This is a genomic window from Shewanella sp. 38A_GOM-205m, from assembly GCF_000518445.1.
Classification (GTDB): Bacteria; Pseudomonadota; Gammaproteobacteria; order Enterobacterales; family Shewanellaceae; genus Shewanella; species Shewanella algae.
Genome location: NZ_JADP01000018.1, coordinates 16,407 through 31,499 on the forward strand (window position 1 = coordinate 16,407; position 15,093 = coordinate 31,499).

Annotated in this window: 12 protein-coding genes and 1 tRNA gene; 8 read left to right on the plus strand and 5 right to left on the minus strand. The window is 51.8% G+C overall.

The window, feature by feature from the left end; genetic code table 11:
- Positions 1-69 precede the first annotated feature (69 nt).
- A complete protein-coding gene (locus N512_RS0112095; RefSeq protein ID WP_231473574.1) occupies positions 70-2,853 on the plus strand; it encodes a M16 family metallopeptidase in 2,784 nt (927 codons plus the stop codon).
- Here the strand turns inward: N512_RS0112095 and N512_RS0112100 are convergent.
- A complete protein-coding gene (locus tag N512_RS0112100) occupies positions 2,850-4,658 on the minus strand; it encodes a protein kinase domain-containing protein (protein WP_028780500.1) in 1,809 nt (602 codons plus the stop codon). The two genes, N512_RS0112095 and N512_RS0112100, sit on opposite strands and share 4 nt — an antisense overlap.
- A gap of 228 nt (positions 4,659-4,886) precedes the next feature.
- Here N512_RS0112100 and N512_RS0112105 point away from each other — a divergent pair, with 228 nt between their 5' ends.
- Together N512_RS0112105 and N512_RS0112110 are read left to right on the plus strand one after the other, a co-directional pair.
- A complete protein-coding gene (locus tag N512_RS0112105) occupies positions 4,887-5,234 on the plus strand; it encodes a hypothetical protein (protein WP_025010325.1) in 348 nt (115 codons plus the stop codon).
- A 141-nt stretch (positions 5,235-5,375) separates the two neighbouring features.
- The gene (locus tag N512_RS0112110; protein WP_028780501.1) at positions 5,376-6,032 is read left to right on the plus strand and encodes a thiopurine S-methyltransferase; all 657 of its coding nucleotides are present in this window, start codon (positions 5,376-5,378) and stop codon (positions 6,030-6,032) included.
- Between the two features lie 117 nt (positions 6,033-6,149).
- On the opposite strand, the gene N512_RS0112115 is transcribed toward N512_RS0112110, so the two are convergent.
- Entirely contained in the window at positions 6,150-7,208 is a 1,059-nt protein-coding gene (locus N512_RS0112115; RefSeq protein ID WP_028780502.1) for a porin, read from the minus strand.
- Between the two features lie 638 nt (positions 7,209-7,846).
- Here N512_RS0112115 and tcdA point away from each other — a divergent pair.
- Both tcdA and pepT read left to right on the plus strand, forming a co-directional pair.
- Complete coding sequence (gene tcdA, locus N512_RS0112120; RefSeq protein WP_037436925.1) at positions 7,847-8,680, plus strand: tRNA cyclic N6-threonylcarbamoyladenosine(37) synthase TcdA; 834 nt, start codon at positions 7,847-7,849, stop codon at positions 8,678-8,680.
- A gap of 86 nt (positions 8,681-8,766) precedes the next feature.
- Entirely contained in the window at positions 8,767-9,996 is a 1,230-nt protein-coding gene (gene pepT, locus N512_RS0112125) for a peptidase T (protein ID WP_028780503.1), read from the plus strand.
- 1 nt (position 9,997) lies between these two features.
- Here pepT and N512_RS0112130 read toward each other — a convergent pair whose 3' ends face one another.
- On the minus strand, positions 9,998-11,629 hold the full coding sequence (locus tag N512_RS0112130; RefSeq protein ID WP_025888778.1) for a sensor histidine kinase: 1,632 nt from the start codon (positions 11,627-11,629) through the stop codon (positions 9,998-10,000).
- A gap of 167 nt (positions 11,630-11,796) precedes the next feature.
- On the opposite strand from N512_RS0112130, the gene N512_RS0112135 reads away from it, so the two are divergent.
- A complete protein-coding gene (locus tag N512_RS0112135) occupies positions 11,797-12,408 on the plus strand; it encodes a superinfection exclusion B family protein (protein ID WP_028780504.1) in 612 nt (203 codons plus the stop codon).
- A gap of 85 nt (positions 12,409-12,493) precedes the next feature.
- Here the strand turns inward: N512_RS0112135 and N512_RS24090 are convergent, their stop codons facing one another.
- A complete protein-coding gene (locus N512_RS24090; RefSeq protein WP_071237139.1) occupies positions 12,494-12,622 on the minus strand; it encodes a DUF3149 domain-containing protein in 129 nt (42 codons plus the stop codon).
- A 271-nt stretch (positions 12,623-12,893) separates the two neighbouring features.
- Between N512_RS24090 and N512_RS0112145 the strand changes: the two genes are divergently transcribed.
- Both N512_RS0112145 and N512_RS0112150 read left to right on the plus strand, forming a co-directional pair.
- A complete protein-coding gene (locus N512_RS0112145) occupies positions 12,894-14,483 on the plus strand; it encodes a bacteriohemerythrin (RefSeq protein WP_051472790.1) in 1,590 nt (529 codons plus the stop codon).
- Between the two features lie 130 nt (positions 14,484-14,613).
- Positions 14,614-14,700, plus strand: a tRNA-Leu gene (locus N512_RS0112150).
- 133 nt (positions 14,701-14,833) lie between these two features.
- Here N512_RS0112150 and N512_RS24825 read toward each other — a convergent pair.
- Positions 14,834-14,920, minus strand: coding sequence for a hypothetical protein (locus tag N512_RS24825; RefSeq protein ID WP_335899323.1), 87 nt, complete (start codon positions 14,918-14,920; stop codon positions 14,834-14,836).
- Positions 14,921-15,093: the final 173 nt, after the last annotated feature.

A 15,093-nucleotide genomic window follows, 5' to 3' on the forward strand; every position in this document is an offset into this window, starting at 1 on the left:
TGGCATCTTTCATATTCCAGAGGTTCGGGCCCGTTTTGCACCGAACCTCTGTTTTTTGGGGGAATTCTTTTGCCAAAAATCCTGTTTCTCAGAGCCTGGCTCGGCAGCTTATTGCTGCTTCTCTGCTTCGTTGCCAAGGCCGATGGGCTCAGCGTCAGCCCTCGCATTCATCAGGGCCAACTGGACAACGGTCTTAAATATCAATTGGTAGACAACAAGACGCCGGCCAATACTGTCATAATGCGGATGCGGATCGCCTCCGGCTCACTGCTTGAGGCGGAAAATGAGCAGGGGCTGATGCACCTGCTGGAACATATGGCGTTTAAAGGCTCGGCTGCTGTGCCTGAAGGGGATATGATCCCAAGATTGCAGCGTCTCGGCTTGAGCTTTGGCGCCGATACCAATGCCGTGACTGAATTTACGCAAACAGTCTATAAGTTCAACATCACCCAAGGGGATGAGCAGAAGCTGGATACCGGGTTGATGTTGATGCGGGAGATTGCCGACAGACTCACTCTGGATCCCAAGGCGCTTGCCCAGGAAAAAGCCGTAGTGCTGGCCGAGCTCAAGGAGCGCACATCGGCCGGGCTGGAAAACTATCGCAACCAGTTGCATTTCTGGTACCCCTCCAGCCTGCTGCCCAGACGTTTCCCTATCGGTGAAGTAGCCAGCATCAAGGCGGCAGATGTCGCCAAGCTGCGCTCTTTGTACCAACGTTTCTATACCCCGGAGCGGACAACGCTTATCTTGGTCGGCGACCTGGACATCGCCCGTACCGAGGCTCAAATCAAGCAGTTGTTTGCCGATTGGAAGCCGCACCCTCAGGCGGTTGCCGCAGCTCAGGTGAAGCTTTCTCCCCCTGTAGTCAGAAAGCAGCCTCAGGCGGACGCTTTCTTCGACCCCAGTTTGCCGACTCAAGTCTCTCTTGGGGTGCTGACGCCCATAAAGCCAAAGCCTGATGGTATTGAACGGCGTCGTCAGCTGATGCTTGAGTCGCTGCTGAGTAATATGCTCTATCAGAGGTTGCAACCGCACCTGTTTGCCGAAGAAGGTTTCACCGATGCCTCCGTTGAGATAGGGGAAGAGTTTGGCACTGCGGGAAGGGTGCAATTGGCTCTGGCGACCCTGGAAGACAACTGGCAGGATGGCGTGGTATTGCTGGAGCAGACCATACGCCAGGCCTTGCAATACGGTTTCAGCAATGAAGAGTTGCAGCAGGCACTGAAACGCCAACATAAGCAGTATCAGCTCAATCTGGCCGGCAGTAACACCATTCACAGCCTGAATATGGCCGAGGCTTTGGTATCAATGGATGCCGAGGACTTGATACCGATAGAACCAGCAGATGAGCTGGCCATTTTTGAGGCCTTGGCGCCGCAAATTACCCCGGCGCTTATCCAGCAGACACTGACTGAGCTTTGGCAGGGGCAACCCTGGATCTATCTCTCCGGTGCCAAGGCGCCGGCCGCAGCAGAACAACAACTGCTGACGGCATATGAGAACAGCTTGCTGCAATCTGTTACCCCCTATAAGGCCAAACAAGCCAGCGAGTTTGCCTATCAAAGCTTTGGTGAACCCGGGAAGATAGTGGCCGATAAACGGGATCCCGATACCGGAATACGCCAGTTACGTTTTGCCAATGGGACTCTACTCAATCTCAAACCTACCGAGCTTGAGCAGGGCAATGTGGCCGTCAGCTTGTCATTGGGATTCGGTGATTTGCCATTTCCGCGCCAAGAAGGTTTGGGCACTCTGTTCAATAATGCCTTTATTTACGGCGGGCTGGAGCAGCACTCCTGGCAACAGCTGGCGGATATCTTTGCCGGGCAGAACATCTCGGCAAATATTGGCGTCAGTACTGAAGGCTTTGGCGGCGTGACCAATACCAATGCCGATGAGCTCAGAACCCAACTTGGGCTACAGGCCGCCTTTCTAACCGCCCCGGGCTGGCGACAGGAAGCCATCAACCTCTTCCGGCAACAAGTCAAGGCAGAGAGCCAGAGCCGTAATGCCAATCCGGAAGAGGCCTTCTGGGATGGTCTGAGCGGACTCTTGTTCCCCGGCGATCCCCGTTATGGTTATGGCCGGGAAGAACAGGTATTACAGCGGGACTTTTCTGAAATTGCCAAGGTGTTGGCTTCGGCGCTGGATAAGGGAATGCTGGAAATCGCACTGGTAGGTGATTTCGATGAGGCTCAGGGGATAAAAGCGGTTGCTGAGACATTCGCCGCCATCAAGCGGCATCCTGCCAAGGCCCCGGCCTTCGAGCGGCCGGTATTCCCCAAGGTGCCGGCACAGAGCCAAATCTTGCACCGGGGCGCCGAGAACTCGGCGGCACTGGCCTGGCTGTGGCCGACCACCGATATGCAGAATGTTCGACGCCACAGCGAACTGATGTTACTCGAGCAGGTGATGGGCATTCTGTTGAATGAAGAGGTCAGGGAAAAAGCCGGCGCCGGATATTCGCCTTATACCTTCAATCATTTCGATTGGCATCCAACAGGTTACGGTTATCTGGGGCTCTTTACTGTCACAGATGCCGCCAAGCTGAAGGCGGCCGAACAGGGCTTTGCCGCGGTCGTGGCCAGAGTCAAGGCCAAGGGTGGCATCGATGCCGATCTGCTGGAGCGGGCGCGCCAACCCTTGTTGCAGTGGTTTGAAAGCGCCCCGGGAAGTAACGGTTTCTGGTTGGATCTGGCGGCAACGGCCCAAAGTCGGCCGGGCCGCTGGCAGGGATGGCAGCAGCGCAGGCAGATACTGGGGCAACTGGATGGAGGTGCCCTGGAAGCCGTGGCCCGTGAGTATCTTGATAATGATCGCCGCTTGAGTGTGACCAGCAGTTACGGCGGCTAACCTCCGCTCTTGGGGTTTCTCGGATAGAAGCGTTCCGGCTTGCGCTGCAGGTGTTCGAACCTGCGGGTATTTTTGTAGGGTAGCTTCATAAATCCCGAGACACCCTGGCCCTGTATTTTGTCGACATGACTGAGGATCCTGTCCAGACAGGCGCGAAACTGCGCCTGTTTTCTCGGGTTGAGCAGTCTCAGATAACTGTGGATCTTCATATGGGTTGGCAGGGCTTCGAAGATGATACAGCCTGTGTGGTGTATCTGGTTGAGCCAGCCCAGCTCTGTCATGATTTCCGCAGGCAGCTCCAGGTTTTCATCCGGATCCCGGCCATCTTCAAAGTAAGAGTGCAGCCTGGATTGATCTTCGAGTGTCGGCACATCGCCCACCTCAAAGGGCAGTAGCTGATCTGCTTTGGCCTTGAACGGCTCTGAAGGGGCGCTGCGTTCCAGGTGCAGGGTATCTTTGGCGTTGAAGAAACAGGCCTTGAAGATACCTATGCGATGAATGCCCCGGGCCAGGGTCACCATGTTGTTGACCGCCTGAATCAATGCCGGCCTGAGCTCTTCATCATAAAGCGCCAGGTTGGAGTCGATATAGACGCCTGTCTCCTGCCAATGAATCGCCAAACCGCCCACTATAGGATACTGACCCAGGCGGCCTACGGCAGCGATAAAGCCCTTCTCTGTGTCTCCCATACCGGCGAGGAAGTTGCGGTAGTACTTCTCCAGTTGAATATCTTCGGCGCGAATAGCCTCGGCATCGGCGTCCGGATGATGGCTGCGCAGAAACGACTTACGCGAACTGTAGCTGACTGTTTCCACATCCCGGGCTCGCTTCTGTACCCAGACGGGGATCTCGGCATTCAGCTCCTGTGGCAGCGGCGGCAGTAAAAGATGCTGGCTGTATCTCATGCTGCGCAGGAAGTAGTCGCCGGCCTTGAGGCGGGTGAGAGGATCTGAGCCCAACATACCCTCGAGGATCCTGGCCAGTTCCATCGGTAGACCTATGCTGGTGGGCGGGATCACCTGGGAACCGAAGCGGCTGGCCTGACCGGACGCCAGCGCATAGAGGGTGGCGGCAACCCCCTGTTCATCAAACCTGGGGCTGGAAAGCGCCCCCGAGAGTTGCTCATCGCCGATAAAGTAAACATCGCCCATGCGGGCGTTGGTATGCTGCTGATCGCTCGACATTAACTCCATCACATTGCCGCCAACCGGGCGGTTGTCGGCATCGCGCTGGGCAAATACCGCCGAGCCCCAGTCAATCAAAGACAACTTGTCTTCCTCTGGGTCATAAACCAGGTTGGAAGGTTTGATATCCCCGTGTACCAAGGGTCTGCCGCTGCGAAGATACTGCAGCAGATCCGCCAACTGCCTGGCAATGCTCATGATCTCCGCCACCGGCAAGGCGCCTTGGCGGCGGCAGCGCTGATCCAGGTCCTGGCCCTGAGCTCTGGCCATCACCAGGATCCCCTGGCGCCCGACTCTGTCGAACTTTATCAGTGGCGGCACATTGGGATGATTGACCTGAGACAGCATGAAGGCTTCTTCTTCCAGTCTGTCCTGTACCTGCTGAGGCAGGGTGATACGGGAGAACTTGAATACATGTTCCTGACCATGGCTGTTTCGTCCGGCGAACACAAAACCATAGGCGCCTTTGCCTATCAGTTGCGGGTCATCATAGCCCAACTTGATCAGTTGCTGGCGGCAGAGGCGGATCCAGGCCCTGTGTTTGCGGGCATCATCGGCCTTAAGCAGATAGACGGACTGCTCTTCAGAAATATAAAAGTGCTGCAGTTCAGGTGTTTGCAAGCGATTTCTCCATTTGCACAGGCAAGGATACAAAATAACAACAAGCAGAAGCTCATTAAAACAGCAAGGGATAACAGCGGCAAGTTGTGACTCTGGGATCCAGCTCAGAACCAGGCTTCCTAGCGTATCCTTTTGGGCGGCACTTTGACCTATATCAATTTCATTGCGCCCTCCCCAGAGTAACCTGTTTGCAACAAGCCGCAGTGGCAGAAGAGATTTGGAGGCCTTATGTCAGTGCCAGATAAGCAGGAGCTGATCGAACTGTTCGAGTATGCTCGTCCCAGGGTGATACAGTCGATGGAATTGCGTCATTGTCCCCATGCGGGTTTCTACAATCCGGTGGACGACCGCTGTAACTTTTGTCATCAGGGATTGGAGTGTATCTGGATGAACCAGAATGATGAACTGGTGGATCTGGAACAGAAATCACTCGAAGAGTTGAAGCAGCAGTTATTGATTGCCGTCGACTTTGTCGACTCCAGCCTGAGCCCGCACCATTTGTCACGACGCAAGTGCCAGTGTGATAACTGTAATTGGTTGCGCAAGGTGCAGGAGACCCTGGCCAGACTGCCCTGAATAGCTTGAAAACTGATGCTGCCCGCCCCGGAGTCATTGCACGCTCCGCGGCGGGCTTTTTTGTCTGTTGCTGTTGGGCTCTTTGCAATCGGCGTCCAAGTCGATAGAGTATCAAGGTTTTCTGATACACAGGATGGATAGATGGAACCCGGATTCTGGCATGAACGCTGGCACAAGCAGCAGATAGGTTTTCACCAGCAGGATATTAACCCTTTTTTGGTGAAGTACTGGTCCACACTCGCACTCAGGGGGAATGAGCAGGTCTTTGTCCCGCTTTGCGGCAAGTCTTTGGATATGTGTTATCTGGCCGAGAAGGGCCATGATCTGCTTGGTTGCGAACTGAGCGAATTGGCCGTCAGGCAGTTTTTTGAAGAGAACGGCCTTGAGTATCAACAGAATGTCTTTGGCGAATTGCAGGCGTTTTCCAGCGAACAGATGACCTTGTTGCAGGGCGACTTGTTTGCGCTCAAGGCTGAGCAATTGGCGTCGGTAGGCGCCTTCTACGACAGGGCGGCGCTAATCGCCTGGCCTGAGGAGATGCGTTTGCAATATGCCGCCAAGCTGGCCACCTTGTTGCCAAGGGGTTGTTGCGGCTTGTTGGTTACTCTGGAATATCCGCAGGATATGCTCAAGGGGCCGCCATTCAGCGTGACTCAGGAGTGGATAAGGGAGCATATGAGCCAGTGGTTTGAGGTCACTTTGCTGGAGCAAGCCGATGTATTGGCCGACAACCCCAGGTTCATTGCCAAAGAGGTGCCTTGGCTCAATGAGAGTGCCTATTTGCTGAAACGTAAATAAGTTCCCCAGGAAATTATAATAATCCAAGGTGGAACAAGCGGTTAGTAGGAATACTGGCATACAAAAAGGCGACCCAGAGGTCGCCTTTAGTGTCTATAACCACTATCTCAACAGAGATTAGAAGTCGTAACGTACACCCACGGTGAATACGTTGTCGTCTTCCAGGTCAAACTTAGCACCAGCGTCTTTGTACTCGCCTTGGTAGTTTGCGTAGTGAGCAAACAGCAGAGTAGACTTGGCTACACGGTAGTCGGCACCGACAGTGATGTTGGTCACTTCGATGTCTGTGCCAGCATTGTCGCCCAGAGCCTTGTAGTACTTACCGAAACCGGCTTCGTCATAACCGTATTGCAGCTTCAGGTTAACACCGTTCAGGTTGTAAACTACGTTCACGAAGTAAGTGTTGTTGTCGTCAGAACCGTCAACGATGCTTTCAGAGTTCTGGAACAGACCGCCCAGTTTGAAGTCACCCAGCTTAACTTGACCAACGGCGCGGTATGCATCGATACCACCGATAGCCTTGTTGTAGGCGATGGCAGCATAGTAGTTCTGAGCTTTCAGCTTCTTGTCACCGATAGTGGCGCTCAGAGCGTACATGTTGTCTTTGTCGATTTCGTTACCGTTCGCGTCGTAAGTCGCGTAGTTGTCTTCCATCAGGTAAGTGGCGTTCAGAGTGATCAGGTCAGCGATCTTTGGTGAGTAGTACCAAACACCGTCACCGCTACGAACTTGGCCACCCAGCATACGGTCGATATCCGCGTTGGTGTTACCGAATACGTCTACACCGCCTTCAGCTTGCTTGAATACTGTGTCGTTACGACCGGCCAGTACAGTACCGAAGTTGGTCTTGGCACCCAAGTAAGTGTTACGAGCTTTGAAAGTGTCGCCAGAACCAGAAGTGTTCTCTACTTGGAACTCCATCTGATAGATGATGTCTACACCATCAGAAATCTTCTCGGAACCTTTTACACCCAGGTGTGAGAAGTTGTTTTCGATATAAGTACCGCTTTCACCTACTTCTACGCCGTTAGTACCAGTTTGCAGTGTGGCGCCTTGGTCAGAGTTGGTGATAGACAGATCCAGACGGCCATACAGAGTTGGGCCATCAGCCAGTGCACCGAAAGAGGCTGCGGCCAGAACTGTTGCTACTGACGCAGAGATAAGGGTCTTCTTCATGTGTTGTGCTCCCTAGAACCTGAGTTCTATTCCATGTATTTATGGTTATTTAACAAACGAGTGTTCCTGGATTTGTAGCGGACATCCTGTCCGTCACAAAGCTGCGCTGATTCTTACAGTTTTGTTTGCTCAAGATTGTGGCCTAGATCAAACTTTTTGCCCCATTCTTGTGGGAAAAGCCTTAATCTGTGACCAAAATGTCCATTTCGGTTAAAAACTATTCAACCGCCATTGTTCACAAAATCAGCATAATCATCTTTTCGCTATAAAAAGATAACTTTGCAGTATGAAGGACTGTATCAGCTGGTTATTTTTAATAGATCAAATTGTAAATTAGTGATAGATGAAGTTTTAATAAAAGTGAAATTTTTCATCATAAAAATGATATTTATGTGCTCTGGTTCTCATTTAGGCACCCAATCCGGCCAGTGGCAAACTCTGCCTTATATAGCCAAGTAGCTGTCCTGGTTCACTCCATGGTGCCCTATCTATCCCTAAAAGAAGCTCTGTATTTACTAAGCCGTTTATATCCATAAGCCCAAGCAAAACATACCCGGGATATACACACTCTCTTACTCGGCTTGGGGATAGCCGGGTATTCGGCTAAAATGCCGCCGAAGATAATTGGGAACCAAGTTATGCAAGATACAGACACAGAACTGCTGGAGTCCGAAGCCTATCAACAGCGCTTTGGCGGCATTGCCCGTTTATATGGTGTTGCTGCACTGGCAGCCTTTTCCAAGGCTCATGTAATGGTGATAGGTATAGGTGGCGTCGGCACTTGGGTTGCAGAGGCTTTGGCCCGCAGTGGAATAGGGCACATCAGCCTGATGGACCTCGATGATGTGTGTGTGACCAATACCAACCGTCAGATCCATGCTTTGGCAGACACCATAGGCGAGTCCAAGGTCGCCGTGATGGCGCAGCGGATTAAGGCGATTAATCCTCTATGCCGGGTGGATGAAATAGAAGACTTTATTGCAGCAGATAATCTGAGTCAGTATCTGGCACAGGACAAGGGCATAGACTTTGTGGTGGACTGCATAGATGCGGTAAAGCCCAAGGCGGCCTTAATCGCCTGGTGCAAACGCAATAAGATTAAGTTGGTGACTATTGGCGGTGCCGGCGGTCAGACAGATCCAACCCAGATCCAGCAAACGGATCTGGCCAAGACTTTTCAGGATCCATTGCTGGCCAAGGTACGCAACTTGCTGCGTAAAGAGTATGGTTTCAGCAAGAATCCACAGCGGCGGTTTGCCGTTGATGCCGTGTTTTCCAGTGAACACCTCAAGTATCCCCAGACGGATGGCAGTGTCTGTTCCACCAAGGTTGGTGTCGAAGGTAGCATGAGAATGGATTGCTCCTCGGGATTTGGTGCCGTGACCATGGTGACCGGCAGCTTTGGCTTTGTGGCAGCCAGCCGGGTGTTGGCGCGCTTGGCGCAGGAAGCCAATAATCCCAAGCCTGAATAAACAGCACAAAACATGATCTGAGTCTAATGCAGCAGGTGTCTGGATTGTTAGAATCCAGACACTTTTTCGCTACAGATATTCAGCTTATGCGACAAGCGCTGCTCAATCGTTTCCTGCGGTATGTCAAACAGGATACACAAGCCGATCCGAACTCCCAGTCTATTCCCAGTTCCCAAGGTCAGGTGGCCTTTGCCAGGCAGTTACAGCAAGAACTGCTCGAGTTGGGATTTGATGATGTCTTCCTCAGTGAATCATGCTGCCTTTATGCCAAATTAGCGGCGAATACTGCCAAGGTGCCGGCAATCGGCTTTTTGGCTCATATGGATACGGCGGCAGATTACTCCGGCGCCGGGGTTAAACCTCGGGTGATAGATGACTACCAAGGGCAGATCATTGAACTGGAGCAGGGGGAAGCGCTTAGTCCTGAGCAGTTTCCTTCTTTGCTGAACTACCTCAATAAAACATTGATCACTGCCGATGGCACTACGCTATTGGGCGCGGATGATAAGGCAGGCATAGCCGAAATCATCACGGCGCTGCACTATCTATTGCAACACCCTGAAATTCCCCATGGAGAGATCAACCTCTGTTTTACGCCCGATGAGGAGATAGGGCGAGGTACTGATGGCTTGGAGCTCGAGCGTTTCGGCGCCGATTGGGCCTATACAGTCGATGGTGGCGCAGTTGGCGAACTTCAATATGAAAACTTCAATGCCGCCACTGCGGTGATCACCGCAAAAGGCAATAATTGTCATCCAGGCAGTGCCTATGGGGTGATGGTCAATGCCTTGACCATGGCTGCCAGATTTCACGCCAGAATGCCACTCAATGATGCACCCGAGACCAGCGAAGGTTATCAGGGCTTTTTCCATCTGTTATCCATGGAAGGCCAAACAGAAGAAGCCAGGTTGGTGTACCTGATAAGGGACTTTGATAGGGCTCAGTTTGAGCAGCGCAAGGCCTGGCTGCAGGAATCTGTGACCAAATGTAATGCCGAGCTGCAGGCCGGTAGCCTGGAGATTAGGATCAGCGACAGTTATTACAATATGAAGGACTGCATCTTGCCTGTGCCTCATGTGACAGATATTGCCTGTCAGGCGATGGAGATGGCCGGCATAACACCGGATATCAAACCTATCCGCGGCGGCACTGACGGTGCGCAACTGTCCTGGAAGGGGCTGCCTTGCCCCAACATCTTTGCCGGTGGCCACAATTTCCATGGCAAACATGAGTATGTTTGTCTTGAGTCAATGGAAAAGGCGGTAGAGGTGATCATCAATATCGCCAGGTTAACCACTCAAAGATACGCCGAGTAATCTAAATAAAGAGTTCCACTCTGTCGTCATCGGCGGGGCGGGACTCTATCACAGCCGGGAAGCGAACCCGAAAGTGTGCGCCGCCGAGGCTGGAGTCATTGAGAAGGGTGATATTGCCCTTCAGTAGTGTGACGGCATTGAAGGCCGCCGCCAATCCAAGCCCGGTGGCGCCGGTTCGTCTGCTGGTGGTAAAGAAGGGCTCAAAGATCTGGCCGGCAATCTCGGGGGCGATTCCCTTGCCATTGTCTTCGATATCCAGCTGTAGTTCTTGACCCTGCTGTTGTGCGCTGATGCTGATCTGATGGCCGGTATCACCCTCAAAGGCGTGAGCATAGGCATTGGAAAGTATGTTGGTCACTATCTGCTTCAGCAGGCTGTGGCTGCTGGTAAGCCAAAGATCGGCTTCGACCTGAATCTCCACATCTACCTGGAATTGCTTGAAAGATAGCGCTACAGCATCGGCAAATTCCTGCAATACCAGGGGGAGCAGCATCTGTTCGTGCACGTCATTGCCTTGCTCGGCAGCAATTGCCTTGAACTTCTGGATCAGGTTACTGGCGCGGGTAATATTACTGATGATCAGTTCACAGCTCTGTTGATATTCGTTGAGAATGGCATTGAGCTCTTCCAGCGTAGCGCCATCGTTTTGCAACAGCTCAACCAATTCATTGATATGCTGCAGCTGGCTACTGGCAGCGGTGAGGCAGATACCTATCGGGGTGTTTATCTCATGGGCGATGCCGGATACCAGACCGCCGAGCGCGGCCATTTTCTGCTGTTCGACCATCACCTGTTGAGCCCGTTCCAACACCAACAGCGACTGTTCAAGTTCTTTGGTTTGTTCTTTGACCTGCCTTGCCAGCTCATCTTTATAGCTGCGTTCCAGTTCCAGTAGTCTTTCCCTGTCACTCAAAGCTTCTTGCAGTTCGTAGCGGGAGCGGTTCAACTGGGTGAAAGAGGCGCGCAGCTGTTGCTGCATCAAATTGATGGCCAGGGCAACCTGGGTAAATTCATCCTGTTTGTCCCGGCGCTTAAACTGCAGTGGTTGATAATCCTGCTCCAAGTCGAGCTCTGAGCAGTACTCACTCAGTTGCAACAGGTGCCGGGTAATGGTGGCCCAAACCAGATAGAGAATGAAACCGGCCACCAGAAAGGTCTTGATACCATTGGCCAGTAGTATCAGTAAGGCCTTGTTCACCAATCTGTCGTAGATTTTGGAGAGATCGGCTTGAACTCTCAGCTCACCGACATTGAAATTTTGGCTGCTGGTCTTGTGCACCAACGGAAAGCGCTTCTCTATTACACCTTGGTCTCTGTACTCGCCGGCGGTCCATTCTTTACCACTGTCATCTTCTATGACCACATAGCTGGTATCCGGCAGTTGGTTGAGTCCGTTGAGTTGGGTCTTGATAAGCCTTTCATCTATTACCCAGATACTTGCCGCCAGCACATCCAGGTTGGCTTTTTCAATATTGGCAAACTCATCGTTGATTCGGCCAATGTCACCCTTGTAATCGGAAACCAACTGCAAACCTGTGGTCACCAGAGTGATCAGTGAGCTGAACAAGATAATAGCCAGAGTCAGCCTGCGGCCGATGGGACTACTGATGAGCTGCTGCATAAAACCGGGCATTAATTTCAACTATCTTAAGTGCTTGCTGTGGATAGCTTTAAGCATAGCTTCGCATCTGACTTTCGCGGCATTTTTTGTTGCCGCTGATGGCAAAGTTCGCTGAGCAATCCTGGCACTGGTTTTGCTTGATTAGCGGTTGGAACAATTTTCTGACGCTGGATAGAGCCATGAAGAGACTGAAACTTGAGGTATTGAAAGAGGGCAAGTTCAAGGCCGCTGCATTGCAACTGACACTGTGGGTGCTGCTGATAACCACATTGCTGCTGTTTATGCCAAAGTCCTTGCTGGCCCTGTTGCATTTGGAATCCTGGGTAGAAGCCAATGCCCATTATATTGGCCTGACACTGCTGTTGGCCTTGGCCTATATTGGTGCGCTGGCCGTCAATCTTTTGTTGGATGAAGCGATAAGCCGTTTGAGTGAGCGCCGGATCAACGAAATGATTGAAGAGAAAGTCAGGTTACTGGATCCCGCCGAGCGGGCACTGTTAAGGGAGTTCTTCCTGCAGGGAGCCAGTGTTTTGACTCTGCCGCAAAATGAAACGCCGGTGCAGGCACTGCTCAAGGCTCACATACTCGAGAGTCTGGGAAATGAACGCCATTATGCCATTCAAGGCCCCACCGCCGAGTACAAGATAGCCATGGCTGCCCGTAAGCATCTGAATCGCAAAGTATTGCGTTTACCATCCGGAGAGCCCAGCCAGGAAGAGCTGCAGCATCTTATCAAGGCAAGACCGCAATTTATCAATGGTATTGCCCAAGTGCGGAAACACGCTGCTTGAAGGCAGCAAAAAAGAGGGCAGCCACAGGGCTGCCCAAGCAATACTCAAAAACGTCATTGCATTTAAAAGAACATGGAAATCAAAGCTAAGGCTTTGCTGACTTTACAATAAACATCCACATAATGTAGGAGATGATCCCGATCGTACTGAAGATAACTATCATCGACAGTAAACCTATGGGGTTTCCGAACATTAGATCTAACCAGAATGCCATCACTGAAGTCCTCTTTCTTGTAAAGTCAAAGCTAAACTAACCAAATTTGCTTCGGCCGGAGCTGATCTCGATCAACAAATGTTGTCAGAGTTGTTAATCGGGTAAATCAGCATGTTAAAACATGAGCTTTATCATGTTTTGCTTAAATTAGCCGGCTAAGGAGCAACGTAAGTGTTCCCTAAAGGGAATAGGATCAAAGGCTAATATTAATTACTACACTAAAGGAGTAGGGTGGCTTGGCCTGCGATTGTTCATTGGCAAGGAGCGTGCGATGCAAACCTCCCGAGGTCTTTTAAAACTGATATTAAACCAGTGGCAGTTTTATCCGCTGTTGTTCTTGTTGCTTTACCCCCTGTGGAGCCTGTTACACGGCGCCAGTTATCTCGCCTTTGCTTCTCTATTGGCTGCCTTGATAGTGCTGGCTTGGCTCGGTGCCAGACAGCTGTCCAATCTCAAGCGCCTGGAAAATGCCGCCCGTCATCTGGGAGAAGGCGATCTCAGCTATCAGTTGTCGGAACAGGATGCCGGCATGTTTCATTCTGTGGTCCACGGTATCAACCGTATGGGAGAGGACGTTGGCCGCACCATTCTGTCTTTGGTCAATACCGCAGATGCGATGAAGAGTGTGGCCATGGATATCAAGTCCATCAGCGATGCCGCCCATATCGGAGTGGAGGAGCAGGAAAAACAAGCGGAATTGGCAGCGACCGCCATGACCCAGATGGTTTCTACTGTGCAGGAAGTCAGCCGTAATGCTGCCAGTGCTGCCAATGCCGCAGAAGAAGCCAGGCAGGCGGCCCGCAGTGGCGACCAAACTGTCAGGCAGGTGGTGCGGCAGATAGATGATATGTCGGCTCAGGTTGGGCAAACTCAGCAAGTGATTGCCCGCCTGGCGGAAGACAGCAACAACATAAGTACCATCATAGACACCATTTCCCAAGTGGCAGAGCAAACCAATCTGCTGGCGCTCAACGCCGCTATCGAGAGTGCCCGCGCCGGCGAGCATGGCCGAGGTTTTGCTGTGGTTGCCGATGAAGTCCGTAGCCTGGCACAGCGGACGTCTGCGGCTACAGTTGAGATCCAACAACAGATATTGCAATTGCAACAGGGCGCCGATGAAGGCGTGAAAGTGATGACCACCAGTGTCGAGCAGGCCAGTGCCACCCATGCTATGGCTCACCAGGCGCAGCAAGCATTGGGGCAAATTGTGGCTCAGATTGAAAGCATTACAGATATGTCGCATCAAATAGCGGCAGCTTCGGAACAACAACAGGCAGTTGCCGAAGAGATCAGCAGCAATATCTCATCAATGGCACAAGTGGCGGTGGAGAATGCCAAAGAGACCCACAGTACCAACCTCTCCAGCCTGAAGGTATTCAATATGTCGCAGGAGATCAGTTCCCTGCTTGGGCGCTTCCATGTCGACAAACGGGCGATGGAACAGTTGGAGAAACGCCATCGCTTTGTTGAGTGGGGGCCGCAGTTGGATCTCGGCATGGAAGAGATCAATCGTCAGCACCAACGTCTGGTATCCCTGATCAATGAACTGCACCGCACCTTGGAAGAAGCTTATGGCCTGGAAGCGATTAAACGCATAGTACAGGGCCTGGTGGATTACACCGCCAATCATTTCGCCTATGAAGAGGAGTTGTTTGCCCGTTTCGGTTATCCGCAGACCGAGCAGCACAAGCTTAAACACCAGCAATTAGTGGCTAAGGTACTGGATTTCCAGAAACGAGTGGCCAATGGTGAAGATGTTGCCGATGAATTGATGGCCTTCCTCAAATCCTGGCTTATCAACCATATTCAGGGCAGTGACAAGGAGTACACTGGCTTCCTAATTGCCCGCGGAGCCCAGTAGTCAGACTGAATTTTGTCCAACCGATCAGGATTTTGGCAAACAGGCTCGTAAAGCGCTTGCCATTGAAGTGAGCACAGGTATAATGCCGTTCACTCGCCGATGAGACTTCGTCGCGAAACAATCTATATGTGCCAGAGTGGTGAAATTGGTAGACACAGGGGATTCAAAATCCCCCGCCCTTAAAAGCGTGTCGGTTCGAGTCCGACCTCTGGTACCATCTCCCTGAGAGATAACAGAAACCGACCCTAAGTCGGTTTTTTTTGTACCCCAAAATCACCTCTGTTAAATACTTACAGACATGCTCTACCGAGAGGTCGTCCTCTAGCAATCCAACCTTGGCGGATGCCTACCTAAGTCAAATCGTTAATTGTGGTAGTTTTCCCGCTATCCATGACAGATTTTATTCCTTTGTCCCTGGCTGCGACACACGAATACATTTGGCTGGTTAACAGCTTTAAGGTTGAAGTAGGTTTGGTCGTTTTCGGAAATTTATTTAGTTATAAATTGGCTTCTATTCTACTTGAGAGTTAGTCGGCACGAACCCTATACCATTCATTGCACCACGTCTCTCAGTATAGAGTTCGCTGGTAGAATGGCTTTCAATATGAAC

Excerpts from the sequence above, each read along its gene's own strand:
- N512_RS0112115 (WP_028780502.1), bottom strand. The coding sequence starts at position 7,208 with ATGAAGAAGACCCTTATCTCTGCGTCAGTAGCAACAGTTCTGGCCGCA.
- N512_RS0112105 (WP_025010325.1), top strand. The coding sequence starts at position 4,887 with ATGTCAGTGCCAGATAAGCAGGAGCTGATCGAACTGTTCGAGTATGCT.
- N512_RS0112135 (WP_028780504.1), top strand. The coding sequence starts at position 11,797 with ATGAAGAGACTGAAACTTGAGGTATTGAAAGAGGGCAAGTTCAAGGCC.
- tcdA (WP_037436925.1), top strand. The coding sequence starts at position 7,847 with ATGCAAGATACAGACACAGAACTGCTGGAGTCCGAAGCCTATCAACAG.
- N512_RS24825 (WP_335899323.1), bottom strand. The coding sequence starts at position 14,920 with ATGTATTCGTGTGTCGCAGCCAGGGACAAAGGAATAAAATCTGTCATG.
- N512_RS24090 (WP_071237139.1), bottom strand. The coding sequence starts at position 12,622 with ATGGCATTCTGGTTAGATCTAATGTTCGGAAACCCCATAGGTTTACTG.
- N512_RS0112130 (WP_025888778.1), bottom strand. The coding sequence starts at position 11,629 with ATGCCCGGTTTTATGCAGCAGCTCATCAGTAGTCCCATCGGCCGCAGG.
- N512_RS0112145 (WP_051472790.1), top strand. The coding sequence starts at position 12,894 with ATGCAAACCTCCCGAGGTCTTTTAAAACTGATATTAAACCAGTGGCAG.
- N512_RS0112110 (WP_028780501.1), top strand. The coding sequence starts at position 5,376 with ATGGAACCCGGATTCTGGCATGAACGCTGGCACAAGCAGCAGATAGGT.
- pepT (WP_028780503.1), top strand. The coding sequence starts at position 8,767 with ATGCGACAAGCGCTGCTCAATCGTTTCCTGCGGTATGTCAAACAGGAT.